This is a genomic window from Paenibacillus sp. FSL R7-0048 (genome assembly GCF_038004505.1).
Taxonomy (GTDB): Bacteria; Bacillota; Bacilli; order Paenibacillales; family Paenibacillaceae; genus Paenibacillus_AQ; species Paenibacillus_AQ odorifer.
Window position 1 is genome coordinate 3537565 of the sequence record NZ_JBBORF010000001.1, and the last position, 18613, is coordinate 3556177.

Here is an 18613-nt window from a genome sequence, read left to right on the forward strand (position 1 = left end):
GTTCATCTGCCTCTTCTAATTTCAAAACTTGAAATCGAAGATGAGAGTCTATTTGTGTAATCATATTGCATGATCCGGTCGAGATATTACATTCTCATTTATCCGTTTATTAATTATATTGAAGCTGTATTCGTTTAAAAAAACCAGAGTAAAGGAGAAATTACTTTTGAGAAGAGAACTGAGGAAGTTTTTGTCTTTTTTGTTGGTTTTAGTGACAGTGGTTGGCACAGGGATTAGCTTTGACGGCAATATTGTAAACGCTTTCGGTCCTAATGTCTTATATGTACCACCAGCAGATTCACCATCCTATGGGGCTTTATCACCTAGGGCAATCCAGCTTAAATATAGTGGCATCAACAATAATAAAATGTATGCTACATTTGAACAAACCTCTAATACCACCCCTGTTTTCCCTATTTATGAAAGCGTTGACAATGGTGTCACTTGGAATCAGGTTGGAGAAGTGGAGGATACTCAAAACGGTTGGGGAATGTTAAATTGCCCTGAATTGTTTGAACTCCCCCAATCTATAGGTAACATGCCTGCAGGTACTATGCTTCTTGCAGGAAATTCTGTGCCAAGCAACAAAGCAGCTACCAAGTTGGAATTATATAAAAGCAATGATTTAGGTAGAACATGGACATATGTAAGCACTATTGCTGAAGGTGGACGAAACGATATTGGTTATGATCCCATTTGGGAGCCTTTCTTTTTGGTTCACAACAACAAACTCATTGTTTATTATTCAGATGAACGTGATCCTGCCCATGCCCAGAAGTTAGTTCATCAGACTACGTTGGAGGGTACGAACTGGGGACCTGTGGTAGTTGATGTGGCATTTGCAGACAGTAAATTACGTCCAGGAATGCCTACAATCGCTAAGCTGGGCAATGGTAATTACGCAATGACCTATGAGATGGTCGGATACCCGGGCGTGCCCAATTATTTGAAAATTTCAGCAGATCCTGAGAGCTGGAATCCAACTGAAGTAGGATCTCTTGTAGGGTACGGAGGAAGTCCCTATATTTCTGCTTTGGGAGATGGGAGACTCGTATTAAACGTTGCAGGAAAAAAAGAAGTGCTGATCAACTCTTCTAGATTGGATGCATCCGGAAGCTGGGTTCCATATAATCCGCCCGTAGATGCAGGGTATAACCGCCAACTACTGCCGCTTAGCAATGGCCGCTTATTTATCCCTCAAGCCGGATTTTTTAGTGGGAAAAACACGGTGAAATATGGTGATATGTCCGTAGGTTACTACAAATTAATTAATGTGAAGAGTGGGAAGGCTTTAGGTGTATTGGAAGGTGGAACTGCGAATGGCAATCCGCTCGTCCAATGGAGCAGCGGGACTAATTCTTTGGATCAATATTGGCTCATTTCCACAGCGGAAAGTGGTTATGCTCCTAACGGTTACAAATCCATTGTGAATGCAAAGAGTGGAAAGGTCGCCGGAATATTAGAAGGATCAACAACAGAAGGAGCTAAAGCCGTATTATGGACTGAAAACCATTCCGATGACCAGCAGTGGACTTTACAAGCCTCTGGTAACTACTACAAGATTGTTAACCGTAACAGTGGTCAGACGTTAGGTATAGCGCAGGGTTCTACTGAAGAGGGTACCCAAGTTATACAGCAGACTGATGCAGGCAGCACTGATCAGCTGTGGGAGTTGGTTCCAGATGAAGGACATATTATGGTGGACAGTTATCGATTAGTTAATGAGAACAGTGGTAAAGTGTTGGGTATCTATCAAGGTTCGATGGCGGATGGAGGGAAGGCGGTTCAGTGGACCAGCGGAATTTCATCCCATGACCAAAATTGGTTTGTAGTCAGCACAGCTGATGGTTATACGAAGCTGGTCAATACTAATAGTCGTAAAAACCTGGGCATTTTAGGAGGTTCATTAGCTAACGGTGCTCAAAGTGTACAATGGAATGATAACGGATCGAATGACCAGCAGTGGACTTTGGAGTCCTCAGGTGATTTTTACAATATTATTAATCGTAACAGTGGAAAAGCTCTGGCAGTAGATCAGGGTTCGACGACAGAGGGGGCAAATATTATTCAAACAAATAATACAGGTTCTGCTGGCCAGCACTGGAAACTAGTCTCGAATAGATAATTTATGTAACCAAAAGTCATCGACCTTAAATTAAGGGTGATGACTTTTTGTCGATATAAGCTTTGAATGACTAAATCGTCACCTTCAGTGTCACGGGAATGTCACTTTGGAGAGATATACTATTTCCATCGACATATGGAGGGAATTGTGAAGTTATTATGGGAGTGAAATTACGAAAGATTCTTATTATAGGAACTATGTTGTATACACTGTTGATCTTATATTTTTTGTTTTTTGCTTTCAATAGAGTAGAGCATGCAACAAGCCAGTATGAATATACGTTTATGTTGATTCCAGAAAGTGTTCCGCTTCTTTTTCCTGATCTCTTTGACCTATCCTTTTCTTGGGTTTATGACTTTGGGAACATCGCTGCTTTTATTCCTTTTGGCGTATTATTCCCTTTGCTGTATCGTACACATTTTAAGAAGTTTATTTGTTTGTTTATCTTAACAATTTTTGTGCTGGAAAGTCTTCAAGCTTTAACTTTTTTGGGTTCCTTTGATGTAGCCGATGTCATCTCCAATACGTTAGGGGCAATGATCGGATTTTGTGCATATAAGATTGGATTTTCCCCGGAAATCACCAGGAGATCACTTTTTACTTCGGCATTATCTGTTGTTGTGCTATTGGTTGGAATCATGGGAATCTCTGAGATCATTGATTTAACTCTGAAGAAAAGTGAAAGACCTGTGCAGGGATTACAAACGTTGGAAAAGCTTACGGGAAGCATGCCTACCACGCATAATCTTCCCAGTTTCACTATCGCAGGTAAAAATATAATACCAAAAATGAATTTGTACAGCAGTGAAGGTGAAGATATTAAAAAATACACCTATACTTTGGGTGATAAAAAAGAGGTATGGTTATATTTCAGCTTTGGATTCCCGCAAAATGAAAATTCTAGCAGTGAACTAATGATTATAGCTGATGGTAACATGATCCTTCAATCCAGTGAACAATATAGTTCCCAAGCTGAACTCAACAATACGGCATTAGTTACCGTAAAAGAAATAACCTTTATCCTTAAAGGGAATGTGAAGTTATGGGATGTAGGATTTAGTGAAATGAAGCATTGGTGGGAAAGGAACTAACCCTTCGTTAATTTTATTAACGGAGGGTTTCTTTTGCTGATCGCCTCATATACATATTCCGATATACAGCCGGGGTGAGGTTCTCGTATTTTTTGAAGGTTTTAATGAAATAGCCCGTGTCGCAAAAGCCCAAATCATCACTGACTTGATTGATCGGGGAATCCGTGGATTCCAGCAGTTGCTTAGCCCATTCAATCTTGAGTCTGGCAATGAAGATGGAGAAATTCTCTCCAGTTTCTTTAGTGAAAATACGGCTGAAATAACTGGGGCTGATATGACAAAGTTTAGCCATCTCTTTGAGGCTGAAATTCTCATTTTTGTGAGCATAAATGTAATTAAAAGCAGGCTGAAGCACAGAATTTACTGAGACGAACTTTTGTACACCATTCTTTAATTTGGTCTCGATCAAGGCCCCGGATAACTCCTGCTGTATGGATTGGATTTTTCGGTACGTACGGTCTGACTCGTCCATTGCTTCAGCAGAAGTGGGGTCTTCTATATTGGTGGTCAGAACCTTTTTGTACAAATCCACAGTAGTATGCTTTTGAATGGCTTCCTCCACGATATAGGTACTTAACTGCAGCAGCAGCTCAACACACTTTGTTACTTCATCGTAGGATAAAACAGGCAGTGCCTGGTAATCCTCTTTGAGTGCTTTAAATTTCATGTTCGTCTCCACATTCGGCGGGCGAGAGACAATTTGCTCCAGTTGTGGCACGTCAGGTTCACGAAGCTTGAGCTGTCCGGCCATAATTGCACCTAGATATTGATTATCTATAATGATGGGAATCGCGATATCTATAATATTGAAATGACATAAATAAATAAATGGTTTGTTCTGGCGAACCGCTTCAATCCCAGCGCGGGCATCACATTTTTGACAATATTGAGAGAGATGGGAGTCCTGGCGCACACCTTGACAGAATGGCTGGCAATAGCTGTGCTTGGTCACAGGAACACCCTTGTAATCAACAGTAAGAATAGCCATTTTGGTTACAAGAGATAAGGAATCCTGGAGCTTTTCCCATTTCTTCAAATCAATAATTTCTTCTAGATTGAACCGGGATTTTGACATCACAAAATTCTCCTATGTAAGTTATAGAATCTTAATGAACATTATACAGAATAATTCAACACAATGACATGAAAGTTCGATTTTTCACGATTATGACAAAAAAATACGATAAGAAAACGCTTTAATAAGCTTTTATTGTTTCATGTTTCTTAAATTAGAGCAATCTATAATGATAACTATAAACAACTGAGGAGGAACGAAAAATGAGAAGAGCATTTATCAGTCCGACGAAATATGTACAAGGTGAGAATGAATTATTGAACTTAGGTTACTTCGTAAAAACATTTGGTGATTCTGCTTTGTTAATTGCCCATCCAGATGATGTAACACGTGTGAAAGACAAACTGGAGTCAACTAAACAGAAATTTAATATAACTCTTGTTGAAAGCGGCTTCCACGGGGAATGCTCAAGACAAGAAGTCGCCAGATTACAAGCGCTAGCCAAAGAACATCAATGTGCATGTACGATTGGCTTGGGTGGAGGTAAGGCGATTGATACGGCAAAATGTGTAGCTGAAGGAGAAGCGCTGATTATCGTTCCAACGATAGCAGCAACTGATGCTCCGACAAGCCACTCAGCGGTGCTCTATACTCCGGAAGGTGAATTCGATGATTATGCTTATTTCAAGCAAAGCCCGAGTGTAGTCATGATTGATACAACAGTTATTGCCAATGCACCTACAAGATTTCTTGTGGCAGGTATGGGAGATGCACTTTCAACCTATTTTGAAGCAAGAGCTACTGCAAATTCTTACTCCAATGTGAATGCAGGTTTACCTTGCGGAGTTCGTGAAGGGGTTTGCGGTGAAGCTAAAGGAACAGTAACAGCGTTGGGACTTGCGAAGCTCTGCTATGAGACATTGCTTGAGAATGGATTCAAGGCGAAGCAAGCTTGCGATCTGAATATCGTAACCCCAGCTTTGGAGAATATAATTGAGACGAATATTCTTTTATCGGGTCTTGGGTTTGAAAGTGGTGGTTTGGCAGCGATTCATGCGATTCATAATGGGTTAACTGCTTTGGAAGGAACTCATCATTATTATCATGGTGAAAAGGTTGCCTTCAGCACGATTGCTCAATTGGTTCTTGAAAATGCAGACCGGACTGAATTAAAAGAAGTGTTGGACTTCTGTCTATCGATTGGCCTCCCAGTATGCTTAGCGGATATTGGTGTTGAGCATGTAACCTATGAGGAACTGCTTGAGGTTGCTAAAAAAGCTTGCATTGCTGAGGAATCTATCCATTCGATGCCGTTCCCAATTACGGAGGATGCGGTTGCATCAGCAATTATGGCAGCCGATCAATTAGGCCGTCAATATAAATCAAGTAAGGAGCTTTAAGATGAAAAAAATAATAAACAAGCCGGAGACTCTGGTTAGGGAAATGTGTAACGGGCTTGTCTTGGCGCATCCCGAGCTGGATTTCGATCCTAAATTCAAAGTGATTTCTAAGAAAGAGATCAATCAAGATAAAGTTACCCTGATCAGTGGTGGCGGAAGCGGGCATGAGCCGGCTCATGCCGGGTTTGTAGGAACCGGGATGCTGGATGCAGCTGTATGCGGTGATGTGTTTGCTTCTCCATCCCAAATTCAGGTTTATCAAGCGATTCGCCGCACAGCAAGCACCAAAGGTTCGCTGCTTATTATCAAGAATTATAGCGGTGACATTATGAACTTTAAAAATGCGGCCCATCTAGCAACTGAAGACGGTATCGAAGTGGATTATGTCAAAGTAGACGACGATATTGCCGTTGAAGACAGCCTTTATACAGTAGGGAGAAGAGGCGTAGCCGGAACAGTGCTTGTTCATAAGGTAGCCGGAGCAGCAGCAGAAGCTGGATTGTCCTTAGCGGAAGTGAAAGAAGCGGCGCAACATGCAATTGATCATGTGCGCAGCATAGGCTTCGCCTATACCTCTTGTACCGTGCCTGCCAAAGGTACTCCGACATTTCATATTGAAGAGAACGAGATGGAATACGGGGTTGGCATCCATGGAGAACCTGGAATACGCAGGGAGAAAATTGTACCCGCAGATGAATTAGCACAGCGAATGGTTACCTCTTTGCTAGACAACTTCCAAATGAATGATCAGAAGCAGGAGGAAGTAGCCGTATTAATTAATGGTTTTGGAGGCACCCCGCTGCAAGAGTTATATTTGCTGAACAATTCTGTCATCCGCGAATTAACCGCTAAGAATAAGCAAGTGTTTAAAGTGTTTGTTGGTAACTACATGACCAGCATTGACATGGCAGGTGCATCGGTGACGATAATGAAGCTGGATGAGACACTGAAGAAATGGTTATCTGCGCCTTGTGATACACCAGCCTTGTCGATTAAAGGCCCTTTTGAGTCTGTGAAATATACTGAAGTAATCCAAGAAGAGAAAGCAGACAGCAATGTATCCTTTAAGAATAATACGGATGCTGCTGCAGCGGTGATTAAGAACAATCGCTTTACTTTGCAAAATATCGTCTATCTGCTCGATCAAATGAGCCAGGTTATTATCGAGAATGAAGTTCCGTTCTGTGAGCTTGACTCCCACGCTGGAGACGGCGATTTCGGGATGAGTGTAGCTAAGGGCTTTAAACAGCTGAAAGTCGAGTGGGAAGATATTTTAGCTCATCATCTCACTAATATCGGTGAGTTCCTTGACGCCTGCTCCATGGTCATTATGGAATATTGCGGCGGAGCATCCGGACCGATCTGGGGATCAGGCTTCCGCGCAGCGAGCAAAAATGTTCAGCAGAAGGAAGAGCTGACCATTCAGGAGTTTGCTGATATGATGCAGTCTGTTGTCAAAGGGATTCAAGATACGGGTGAAAGATCTTTTGGCAGAGGGGCTGTCGTCGGAGACAAGACATTGATTGATGCGCTTGTACCGTTTGCAGATGCCTGGACCCAAAGTGCAGAACAAGGCGACGATATCAAAGTGGCGGCAAATAAAGCAGCGGAAGCAGCTGTCCAAGGTTCTAAAAATACTATAGAAATCGTTGCCCGTATGGGAAGAGCCGGCACAGTGGGGGAACGCAGCATCGGTTATCCAGATGCGGGTGCTCATGCGCTGGGGGTTATTTTCACAGAGCTGGCAAAAGCAATGAAATAAACAAGGTTAACTGGCGTATCACCTAAAATTAAAAAAAACGTACTGCATTAGCTGCAGTACGTTTTTAATTTAAATCATAAATTCAACGATGTATTGTTGGCAAATGAGTTCATATCCCAGCGATTGATATAGAGAAATGGCTCCTACATTCTCCTCAAAAACATTCAAATATACGTTAGCTGAAATGGCATGTCCTTGGCGTGTTAGCTCTGCACAGACTTTTTTTCCATAACCATTTCTTCTCCAGGCTACATCTGTTCCGATATTTCCTAGTTCAACGTAATCCTCACTATATATATGGTATCCTCCTACAGCAATCAGCTCGTCTTGTGCCATCACACCATAGAACGGATTCTGTAATTCTTCTTTTGAAAAAGCCATGGTTTGCAGCTCGTTCATCTTTGCTTCAATTCGCTGGAAATGAGCAGGTCCTAAGTGCATAACATGCTTGTCCGCTGTTGGTAGAACATCTTCATGAATATGTTTCATAAGAAACAATTTTTTGGGAGGGCTGTAGAACTCAAGCTGAGAAGCAAAGACCTGCAGCTCTTGTTCGTTAATAATAAAGCTACCTACCGCATGGTTATGTAGATGTAATTCATCTTTCATGAACGCCAACATTGAGCTGAGACAAAAGGATTGCTGAACTGGATATACAGAAAAAGCATTAAACGGAAGGCCACTTAAAAAGGCTAATACTCCAAGCAACTCGCCCTGGTCAGAATACTGACCGTAATGCACTGTGTTTTGTCTGCGAAAAGTAAGGTATGAATAATATAAAAAATGCTGTTCCTTATTAATCGAGCTTAATATAACATCTAACTCTGCTGCTGTTAATTTTCTATACATATACGACCTGCCTCCATTAACAATTGCTGTTGCTATTTCCTCTTGCCGAATTTGCACAACCTTTTCTAATATATCATAAATCAGAACTTTAATTGCTTTATTGCTGGGTTGAGTCAAGTATGATACTATTGTCCCCTTAGAAACATAAAATGAGATATGAAGGTTTTCTTGAAAGGATGATATATATTAAGGCAATCTTAGTTCGGTACTTCGGAAATCCGCAAGATCGAACCGCCATGTTCAACGCTGCTTCCTTAGTCATCGATGCTTTTATTGGTATAGGCAAGTTAATTCTTGGGTTATATCTATTGTCCGGATGGTTCATCACAAATGCACTTTATTATCTGATCCTGTGTATAGCCAAAGGACAGGTGCTTCATAAATATACATTAGCTAAAAAAGTCAGTTCAGCACAGCAAAGGTATTCCATGGAGCTTTATGTTTATAAGCGTGGCGGTGTTTTTCTTTGTCTTCTAGGGGTTTCATATCTGTTGGTCTGCCTGCGGATTTATCTAGTCGGAGACGCTTTGGTTTATGAAGGTTACATTGTATATCTGGTAGCACTGATCGCTTTTACAAAACTTGGTTTTGCCATTCATGGAAATATTGTTAACCGTCATCTCAAAAATCCCATTATATCAACATTAAAAATGATTAGCTTTACTGATGCCTTAGTCTCCATTGTTGTCACTCAAATGGCTGTGCTTACAATGAAAGGCTCACCTCAGGCATTAAACGCCAGCGCGTTGTTTGGCATGGGATGTAGTGTTTTATTTTGTCTGGGGGGGATCTGGATGATGCTCCGTAAGACAAAGGTTCCAATGAAGGAAGTAGAATTAATTAAAAATTAGATGATATCATAACTTCCCCTTATCCCTTAGGATGAGGGGTTATTTGTATTTTTATGTCATATTATCAGCGTTGAATGCCGAAGCTTATAGAAAATTATATTTTTATGCAACCTAAACACTTCTTTTCCTACTTTATAAGTGAATGCTTAATCAAATCGAACGGAAGTGATGGAGTGGAAGATAGTGAAATCATACAATTGTATTTTGCACGTAATGAAAGGGCAGTAGAAGAAACATCGAAAAAATATAGAAATTATTGTACTCGGATCGCTCATAACATTTTGTCTAATGCTGAAGATTCGGAAGAATGTGTTAACGATACCTTTCTTGGTGCATGGGAAGCAATACCGCCGAAGTCTCCTGCAAAGCTGTCCTCTTTTCTGGGGAGAATCACACGAAATATTGCTTTGAACAAATACGATTATTACATGGCTAAAAAACGGAATAAAAAATTCGATACGATTCTTAATGAATTAAACGATTGTTTATCCTCTTCAGACAACGTTGAAACCCAATACGAGGAAGCACAAATAGCCGAATCTATAAGCAAATTTCTACACAACATTAAGGAAGATCAACGGAATGTTTTTTTGAGGCGTTACTGGTATTCTGATTCTTTGGCCGATATTGCCGCACGCTTCTCAATCAGTGAAAGTAAAACCAAATCAATTCTTTTCAGAACACGCAAAAAACTCCAAATATATCTTCAGAAAGAGGGTTATTTCCTTTGAATAATAAAGAGCTCTTCAAAACAATCGGTTACATAGACGAAAATCTGATAGAAAAAGCCAACTCCGCGAGACGCACTAATAAAAAAGCTTATGTAAAGTGGGGCTCACTCGCAGCTTGTGCTGCATTGGTGTTAGGTGTGGCCGTTTATAAATTTCCGCAGACTCCGTTGCCTAATTCACCACAAATATCACAGCAGACACCAGTCTCGTCTCCCACAGGGGTTCGCAAAATTCTGAATTACAATGGATACCGTTATGCATTCGTAGCAGATGGCGCTCAGTTTAAGTTCACAGGTATGGAGCCTGACAAATCGCTTGGTGCATTAGAGTTTGATCTCAACCAAGAGCCCGGAAAGAATGACGGGGATAAGAATGCGGAAAAAGATTATGCCGCTACGTTCGCTATGGGTGGAAAGCTGTATGAAATCCCAACATACCCATCCCATTTTCGTATTGCAGTTAAGGATGAGCAATATTATTATCTAGCTGAAATTGTGGCGAAGGTAGACGATTCTGCAATGAGCGCGAAGGAGTATCTAGATCTGGCTAATCTGAAGGAGCATGCAAAAGATATCTATATTCTGAATCATGTGGGGAATGACGTGCAAAAGACTATCACTGATCATCCTATTGTTGAGTCCATTATCGAAGGTTTGTACAGCGCAAAAAAAACAGAGCTAAGCATTAAGGAATATGAAGCTCTTGCAGCGGCGCAATCCCAAGGAAAATCATATCAATTACAGTTCAACCTCAAAGACGGGACTTATATCGCCATGTATATCATTCCCGAATTAAAGGTGGTGTCTATGGGTGATGCTTATTATTATTTGCCTGATGCCTTTTTTGATCAAACCAGCGACCTCTTTTCAGGGCTGACACAAGAAGTGCTACCGCTTTACTGAGAAGGCGGAGATAAGAGATCCTTAAAAACTGTACATTGCAGGTTATCTAATATCTCGCATATAATGATCTAAATGATAATCGTTATCATTTAATAGAAGAGAAAAGGTGATCTGCTCATGATAAAACATAATATTGGGATTACGGAGTGCAGCTTACCTGCTGAGTGTATAACAGAATGACAAGTTCATCTATTCATAACATCTATAACGGGTATTTCGATGCTTTGTTTGAGGCTCCGTCTATGAGGGGCACTACAGAGAGGAAACATTTTGCACAATCCAGTACACAAGGATACGTCGATAGAGTGATCACACCCTCCGGGATCGAAATTGTTGATAGTGATTACCGTTTTGCTGATGATCGCCTAGTTCGGGTTCAATCCGAAGCGGCGATGATTGAGTTAAGCTTTTGTCTGCAGGGAAGCGGGGAAGTTCATGTAACAGATACCAGCCATGAGTTAATGCCCGATAGTTGTTCATTGCAGTTCATGCAGGATTTCCAAGCGGAATTTCACTATCGCAGTGCTGAACCTATCCGTTTATTGTCCATAGGTGTACCGGTTACACTATTCGATTCATGGATGGCGGATCAAGGCTCTTCACATGCTCGCAGCTTATCCGGGCTGTTAGATTCACGTGCTTTTCGAATGTTCCGTATGCCTATTCTTCCAGAAACCACCCGATTATTGGTGCAATTGAGAGACTGTCCATATCATACCTCCATGCGCCGGTTGTACGTAGAGGGGAAGGCATTAGAACTCCTATCTGTATATTTTGACGCATTTCTTTTTGAGCAGAAACATACTAAACGGAGTTTGCATTTATCACGTAGTGACCGAGAAAACATTCGAAAAGCCAGGGATATCATCCTTGACCACATGGCAAACCCACCTTCGCTAATCGAATTGTCCAAGCTGGCAGGCATTAACGAATACAAATTAAAAGTTGGTTTTAAGGAAGAGTACGGAACAACTGTATTTGCATATTTACGGAACAAACGTTTAGAAAAAGCATGGGAAATCATAAGTACCGGGGAGATTAGTGTCAGCCAAACAGCGACGATGGTAGGTTACAACAACTTTAGTCATTTTGCCGAAGCTTTTCGGAAGCAGTATGGAATTAATCCTTCAGAAGTAATTAAAAAACGATAAAAATTAAATAAATATCCGCCAAACCGTTATTCAATCCCTCTGCCGGTAGTTCTGTCCTATCAGCAGAGTGTATGATCGGACTTGCTAGAAGTGAGAATGATTATCAGTAGATTGGAGAGGGTTGGAAAAAATGTTCAGTTTAAAACAGATCTCTTTTGTGGGAATCGCCTTAATCATGATGGTGATGCTGTACGGGTGTGGGAATTCAGGTCAGGAGGCTAAAGTAGAAAATTCTCAACCTGCGGTAAATTCAGAACCCGTCGCTACTAATTCGACCGAAACACGTACCCTCAAGGATGCTAAAGGGGATATTGTAATACCGGTGAACCCGGTTAGAATTGCCGATGTATCCGGCTCAACGGAAGAACTTCTGGTGCTTGGATATAAACCTGTTATTACTGGGAATACAGATATGGCTAATTCATTAGAAATCACTCCTATTCTCAAAAAAGAACTGCCTGATGTAACTCCCGCTGGATGGTTTCAGACGGAAGTCAACTTAGAAGCGATCATTGCAGCAAGCCCTGATTTGATACTGGCAGGACCTACCCAAGAAAAAATCTATGATCAACTAAATATGATTGCTCCAACAGTGAGGGTGCCTTATGGTTTTAACGCTTTTAGAGAGCGATTTGCATTTGTTGCGGAGGTGCTTGATAAGAAAGCGGAAATGGAAACGTGGCTGAAGGCCTATGATCAACGTGCTCTACTACTACATGATCAAATCACTGAGATAACCAAGGAAGAGACGTTTGCGGTAATCGAAGCTACAGAGAAAGAAATACGCATCTATTCCCGCACAGGTATTGCGGATATGATTTTTAATGATCTAGGATTACCCATCGCGCCAGGTACACCGGAGCCAGATCCATGGGGAGGGAAAGTGACAAGTCTAGAAGCACTGTCCACCTTTAATCCAGACCATATCATTTTATTATCCGATAATGACCAGAATGTTCTTGACCAAAGCAAGGTCTGGAGCAATCTGAAAGCTGTAAAATCGAATAATATATATCGTATAACAAGCAGACAAAATTATAATGAGGCTTTCTTTGCTTTAGGAAAAGAAGCATTGTTGGAGCAAATAGCCGAACAAATCAAGGAACATATCAAACAGTAAAGGATAATTTAATCTTTTCTCGAATATTCTCTGAGTTGCAATGATTATTATTTGAAGGGATGATTAAATTGAAGCAAGGGATATTAGTTTTTCTAAATGGAACTTCAAGTTCCGGAAAGACCTCCATATCGACTGAACTGATAAAACAGAAAGAGATTCCTTTTTATCATTTATCAATTGATGATTTTTTTAATAATTACAATGATTTTATTAATAATAAATTTCCAGATGAACCTCCAAGAGAAATAGATCATCAAGTCGTTTCCCAAATATTGGATGATTCCATATTCTCAGTGTACCACTCGACAATTACATTGTTAATAAAAATGGGTTTTAATGTAATAGTAGATACCGTAATCGACAATGATAAGAGGTTTAATGTGTTTCTTGAGCAATTTTTCGATCAGCCTACGTTATTTATAGGTGTAATATGCTCGAAAGAAGAACTCATAAGAAGAGAGCAAACAAGAGGAGATAGAAAGATTGGACTAGCAGCTTCACAGTTTAGCAAAGTATATTGCTTTGATGAATATGACCTCGAAGTAAATACGGAAGAGATGAATTCAATAGAATGTGCCGAAAAGATATTAAGTTTTATTAAGTCCAATAAGGAATACTCGGTATTTAAGAAATTAAGTAAAAGAAATGTTAGTGTTTCCTAGATGGCGTATCCAGATAACACCATATTCAAGCGGGTCAAAAAAGAGAGGATCCTTTATAATAATGAGAATTATTCTCAATATTATAAAACTTGATCGGAGAGCGGTAGCAATGACTGGAATAGATTATCATCACAATTTCAATCTTTTTTTCGATGGACTTGAGCTGCCGCGGCAGAATAGAGATCGTACAGAGCACATGGCACTACATTCGCAAAGGGGAGAAGGGTTCGTTCGTCGATTCGTCCCACGCTTTGATATCAATGTGGTGGTATCCGATTTTACCTTTCGCCAGGATTACAGCATGCCTTTGGTAACCAAAACAGCAATGGTTGAACTTAATTATTGTTTACAAGGGAAAAGAGAAGTCTCTGTAGATGGTGTCCAGTATGAGTTTGTTCCGGGAAGCTGTACGCTACAACTCATGAATGAAGTTGGCTCTCAATTTGAGTTTCAGGGGAATGAATCTTATCTTATGTTAGGCATAGGTATTCCTGTTTCGACTTTTCATCACTTCATGGAAGAAGGCGGGGGTGGGAGATCCGCTGATTTTGACCGCATTCTTGGCCAAGCGTCTTTTCGTGTATTCCAGGAAACGATGCAACCGTCTACTGCTATCGTGCTTGAGCGAATGCTGGCAGCTCTTCAAAACCGCAGCACCAAAAATCTGGAGATCGAATGTAGTACATTAGAGCTTTTGTCGTTGGGCTTTCAATCGATTCTAACAGAAGGTACTTCTGGGACAACAAAGCTGTCGAAAAGCGACATGACAAAAATTAGTGAAGCGCGGGACATCATGATGCAACGGATGATAGATCCGCCAAGCCTGTTGGAGCTCTCCCGATTGATTGGCATGAATGATAACAAATTAAAATCTGGCTTTAAAGAAATGTTCGGAACAACTGTATTCGGCTATTTGCGGGATATAAGGCTGGAGAAGGCTCTACACCTATTGCAGCAAGGTGATTTGAACGTTAATGAGACATCCTGTGCTGTGGGTTATTCCAACTCAAGTCACTTCTCGGAGGTGTTTCGGGAGAAATACGGGATCAATCCCGGCAAGCTTGTGAAACAGTTTGCTTCTTCTGTACTGATGACTTCAAAACACGAATCGAACCTTTAAAGAATACGGAGATAACAGTTGCAAATAACCCACCAGTCACGACTGGTGGGTTATTACATTTACATATGAAGAGAAACGCAAAATCCCTCAGAATTTATTCTATCTCTCGACTACTGTTTCTCCTTCAATTAACACAGGTTGATAATAAGTATTGTTGGGAAGATCCTTTTTTCCTTGTAATTTTTTAATGACCCAATCCGCTGCATCACGGCCCATAGTTTCTTGGGGATGTGTTAAAGTGGTCAGTTTGATGTTTGCATTTTGGGCAATATAGGAGTTGTCCTGGCCAATAATTGATAATTCCTCTGGTATAGAAATGTCTAGCTGTCTGCAAGCATTGACCACTTCCAGACCAACCTCGTCGTTGTAGCAGACAATCGCAGAGAGGGTATCTCTATTTTTATTTAGGAAATCCTTCAAGTTCGTAGCTAAGGTTTGTTTGGTCTCGGTGTTGAACGAAAATATTTGCTCTGGATAAAACCGCAATTTAGCTTCTTCGAGGGCTTTGATATAACCCTTCATTCGATATTTGCCCTGTAAATCATCCATTTTTGCGATAAGTCCAATTTGAGAGTGGCCTTTGGAGATCAATTCTTTTGTTGCCAGATAACTGGACTGCACATCGTCAAGACAAAGGAAGGGGAGCTCTATTTCCTCATAAAAAGCATTAATCATAATGAGTGGAATATCTTGCTCCTTAAACGACAGATAATACGCAATATTGGGATTATACAGATTACTTTTCGTAGGTTCAATAATTAAACCATCTACGCCGTAGGACAACATCATTTCGAGAGCTTTTTTTTCTTGCGCAACATCGTTATTGGTACTAGCCAATAGTAGTGAATAGTTATCCTCATTCATTCGGCTTTCAATCCCCCGGATAATAGAAGGGAAGATATAGTCAGAGATATAGGTCGTAATTACACCGATCGTCTTCTTATGGGAACTCCCGCCGGTCTTTGTGCGATATTGGTTGCTGACATACGTGCCAGAACCTTTTTCGCTGCGGAGGAATCCTTCGTTGGATAGCTCTAAAATGGCTTTTCTAACAGTCTGTCTGCTAACCTCGTACAAGGACTGCAAGGCAGACTCCGTAGGAATTTGTTCGCCTACATTGTAATCTCCTGAAAGGATCTTGCTTTTTATATCCTCTATAATCACTTGATACTTTGGTTTCATGTAATTCCTCTTTCCATACTTGTTCGCTTTATAATTCGTACATTTCGTTAAGTTGTATGTACAAATTATAGCATGACTACGAATTAAATATAAAGGGGCTCTTTTTTTATGAAAAAATGTAAATATTTCGTACCTTTAGATCATCATAAACAAACTAAGTCCGGAGTTAAATTATTATCTTCTCCATATTTGTATGTATATATAACTATTTTATTGACAAATGTACGTACAAAAATTTATACTAAAGCTGTCAATTAAGAAAGCGAATTCTTTTATATTAAAAAAGCGCTGTCAGAGAGGTGACCAACGTGATATCGAATCGATTAAGCATCGAAGAAGCAATCAATAAGGGAGAAACTTCGCTAGGGATTGAATTTGGATCCACGCGTATTAAAGCAGTACTTATTGATCATAGTTTTCAAACGATCGCTTCTGGAAGTTATGAATGGGAAAATCAGTTGAAAGACGGCTTTTGGACGTACAGCCTAGAAGATATTATCAAAGGTCTACAAGATGCTTATCGTGAGATGAAGCAAGAAGTTCAACAAAATTACGGAATCACCCTCCAAACCGTTGGTTCAATCGGGTTTTCTGCAATGATGCATGGATATATGGCTTTTGACGAACAGGATCAATTGCTCGTTCCGTTCCGGACTTGGCGTAATGCAACAACGGGTAAGGCAGCCAAAGAACTGACAGATGTATTTAAATTCAATATTCCTGAACGTTGGAGTATTGCTCATCTTTATCAGGCGATCTTAAACAAAGAAGAACATGTGCCGCAGATTCGGTTTGTTACAACGTTAGCAGGATACATTCATTGGTTATTGACCGGCAACAAAGCACTTGGTGTTGGAGATGCTTCAGGTATGTTCCCGATTGATGAATCCATAGGAAATTATAATGAATCTATGATACAACAGTTTGATGAGCTTATTGCTGGCAAAGGTTATTCGCTGAAGACCAGCGACCTTCTTCCTAAGGTGTATGTTGCCGGTGAGCAAGCAGGTCTATTAACCGAAGCAGGAGCCAAAATTCTGGATCCATCATTGCAATTACAAGCTGGGATTCCGCTTAGTCCTCCAGAAGGGGATGCAGGAACCGGTATGGTTGCTACCAATAGTGTAAGAAAACGTACCGGGAATGTCTCCGTAGGAACCTCTGTTTTTGCCATGATCGTATTGGAAAAAGAGCTTTCCAAGGTTTATCCGGAAATCGATATGGTGACTACGCCAGACGGAAGTCCAGTAGGTATGGTTCATGCTAATAACTGTTCAAGTGACCTTAATGCCTGGCTCGGATTATTCCGTGAATTCTATGAAGCGATGGGGCAAAAAGCCGAAGCTGACAAATTGTACAGCGTACTGCTGAATAAAGCTTTGGAAGCAGACCCAGATGCCGGTGGATTGCTCAGTTACGGTTATTTCTCGGGTGAGAACATTACGGGGTTAGAAGAAGGTCGTCCGTTATTTGTACGTTCGCCTGAGAGCAAATTTAATCTGGCTAACTTTATGCGTACACATTTGTTCAGCGCCTTTGGTGCTTTGAAAATTGGAATGGACATTTTGACGAAAGAAGAGAATGTAGCCATAGATAGTATTTTAGGACACGGCGGTATATTTAAGACTCCGGTTGTTGGCCAAAGAATGATGGCAGCTTCACTGAATGTTCCTGTTTCCGTAATGTCGACAGCTGGAGAAGGCGGCGCATGGGGAATGGCTATTCTTGCCTCCTACATGATGAACAAAAATCAGGAAGAAAGCTTGGAAGACTTCCTCGATCAAAAAGTGTTCAAAGATGTAAAGGGAGAAGAAATTCATCCCGATGCAACCGACATTAAAGGTTTTGAAACCTTTATCGAACGTTATAAAAAAGGTCTGGCGATTGAGCAATCCGCTGTTGATAATTTAGTCTGAAAATGGAGGGACCAAGATGTTAGAACAACTTAAAGAAGAGGTTTTTCAAGCCAATCTGGAATTGCCGAAACATGGACTAATCAAGTATACATGGGGAAATGTGAGTGCAATTGATCGCGAAAGTGGATTATTCGTAATCAAACCTAGTGGTGTAGATTATGAAACAATGAAAGCCAGCGATATGGTAGTTGTTGATCTGGATGGCAATGTGGTTGAAGGGGAGATGAGACCTTCCTCCGATACACCTACTCACGCAGTACTTTATAAACATTACTCCGAAATTGGCGGAATCGTGCATACACATTCCACTTGGGCGACTATCTGGGCACAAGCAGGACTTGACGTTCCTGTAATGGGAACTACGCACGCTGATACATTCTATGGCTCCATTCCTTGTGCGCGTTTCTTGACGCAAGAGGAAATCGATCGGGGTTACGAAGCGGAAACAGGTAATGTAATCATCGAAACCTTTGAACAACGCGGGATAGATATTATGGCGGTTCCCGGTGTTTTGCTTAAAGGCCACGGACCCTTTACTTGGGGGAAAAATGCAAAATCCGCTGTAATGAACAGCGTAGTGTTGGATGAAGTATCGAAAATGAATTTATTTGCTAGAGAGTTGAACCATTTTGCGGAAGAATTGCCACAACGTATTCTAGATAAACATTACTTGCGCAAACATGGGAAAGACGCTTATTACGGTCAAAAATAATCAAACCACAAAATTATGAAAAGA

16 protein-coding genes are annotated in these 18613 nt (G+C 40.8%); 13 read left to right on the forward strand and 3 right to left on the reverse strand.

What is annotated here, in order from left to right; all coding sequences use genetic code 11:
* Positions 1-166 precede the first annotated feature (166 nt).
* Together NSQ91_RS15900 and NSQ91_RS15905 are read left to right on the forward strand one after the other, a co-directional pair.
* Positions 167-2125, forward strand: a complete 1959-nt coding sequence (locus tag NSQ91_RS15900) for an RICIN domain-containing protein (RefSeq protein ID WP_076190370.1) — start codon at positions 167-169, stop codon at positions 2123-2125.
* A gap of 158 nt (positions 2126-2283) precedes the next feature.
* On the forward strand, positions 2284-3216 hold the full coding sequence (locus tag NSQ91_RS15905; RefSeq protein WP_340918735.1) for a VanZ family protein: 933 nt from the start codon (positions 2284-2286) through the stop codon (positions 3214-3216).
* 16 nt (positions 3217-3232) lie between these two features.
* Here the strand turns inward: NSQ91_RS15905 and NSQ91_RS15910 are convergent, their stop codons facing one another.
* A complete protein-coding gene (locus NSQ91_RS15910) occupies positions 3233-4291 on the reverse strand; it encodes a PocR ligand-binding domain-containing protein (protein ID WP_076302072.1) in 1059 nt (352 codons plus the stop codon).
* 203 nt (positions 4292-4494) lie between these two features.
* On the opposite strand from NSQ91_RS15910, the gene NSQ91_RS15915 reads away from it, so the two are divergent.
* On the forward strand, positions 4495-5631 hold the full coding sequence (locus tag NSQ91_RS15915) for a glycerol dehydrogenase (protein ID WP_076099237.1): 1137 nt from the start codon (positions 4495-4497) through the stop codon (positions 5629-5631).
* Between the two features lies 1 nt (position 5632).
* A complete protein-coding gene (gene dhaK / locus NSQ91_RS15920) occupies positions 5633-7393 on the forward strand; it encodes a dihydroxyacetone kinase subunit DhaK (protein ID WP_340918743.1) in 1761 nt (586 codons plus the stop codon).
* Between the two features lie 69 nt (positions 7394-7462).
* Here dhaK and NSQ91_RS15925 read toward each other — a convergent pair whose 3' ends face one another.
* Entirely contained in the window at positions 7463-8242 is a 780-nt protein-coding gene (locus NSQ91_RS15925) for a GNAT family N-acetyltransferase (RefSeq protein WP_340918746.1), read from the reverse strand.
* Positions 8243-8418: 176 nt separating this feature from the next.
* On the opposite strand from NSQ91_RS15925, the gene NSQ91_RS15930 reads away from it, so the two are divergent.
* The 7 genes from NSQ91_RS15930 (at position 8419) to NSQ91_RS15960 (ending at position 14779) form a co-directional block, all read left to right on the forward strand.
* Complete coding sequence (locus NSQ91_RS15930; protein ID WP_256721502.1) at positions 8419-9093, forward strand: hypothetical protein; 675 nt, start codon at positions 8419-8421, stop codon at positions 9091-9093.
* Between the two features lie 173 nt (positions 9094-9266).
* Entirely contained in the window at positions 9267-9824 is a 558-nt protein-coding gene (locus tag NSQ91_RS15935; protein WP_076125863.1) for an RNA polymerase sigma factor, read from the forward strand.
* Positions 9821-10726, forward strand: a complete 906-nt coding sequence (locus NSQ91_RS15940; protein WP_249267687.1) for a hypothetical protein — start codon at positions 9821-9823, stop codon at positions 10724-10726. The genes NSQ91_RS15935 and NSQ91_RS15940 overlap by 4 nt, the downstream gene beginning before the upstream one ends.
* A gap of 176 nt (positions 10727-10902) precedes the next feature.
* Complete coding sequence (locus NSQ91_RS15945) at positions 10903-11877, forward strand: helix-turn-helix transcriptional regulator (protein ID WP_076125617.1); 975 nt, start codon at positions 10903-10905, stop codon at positions 11875-11877.
* A gap of 130 nt (positions 11878-12007) precedes the next feature.
* A complete protein-coding gene (locus tag NSQ91_RS15950; RefSeq protein WP_076141218.1) occupies positions 12008-12997 on the forward strand; it encodes an ABC transporter substrate-binding protein in 990 nt (329 codons plus the stop codon).
* 68 nt (positions 12998-13065) lie between these two features.
* Positions 13066-13659 (forward strand): chloramphenicol phosphotransferase CPT family protein, encoded by a 594-nt coding sequence (locus tag NSQ91_RS15955; RefSeq protein WP_340918750.1) that lies wholly within the window; start codon positions 13066-13068, stop codon positions 13657-13659.
* A 109-nt stretch (positions 13660-13768) separates the two neighbouring features.
* Complete coding sequence (locus tag NSQ91_RS15960; protein WP_076125612.1) at positions 13769-14779, forward strand: helix-turn-helix transcriptional regulator; 1011 nt, start codon at positions 13769-13771, stop codon at positions 14777-14779.
* 99 nt (positions 14780-14878) lie between these two features.
* On the opposite strand, the gene NSQ91_RS15965 is transcribed toward NSQ91_RS15960, so the two are convergent.
* Entirely contained in the window at positions 14879-15961 is a 1083-nt protein-coding gene (locus tag NSQ91_RS15965) for a GntR family transcriptional regulator (protein WP_076125610.1), read from the reverse strand.
* Positions 15962-16269: 308 nt separating this feature from the next.
* Between NSQ91_RS15965 and NSQ91_RS15970 the strand changes: the two genes are divergently transcribed.
* Positions 16270-17877, forward strand: a complete 1608-nt coding sequence (locus NSQ91_RS15970) for a xylulokinase (RefSeq protein ID WP_076190364.1) — start codon at positions 16270-16272, stop codon at positions 17875-17877.
* Positions 17878-17893: 16 nt separating this feature from the next.
* A complete protein-coding gene (locus NSQ91_RS15975) occupies positions 17894-18589 on the forward strand; it encodes an L-ribulose-5-phosphate 4-epimerase (protein ID WP_036677359.1) in 696 nt (231 codons plus the stop codon).
* Positions 18590-18613 lie beyond the last annotated feature (24 nt).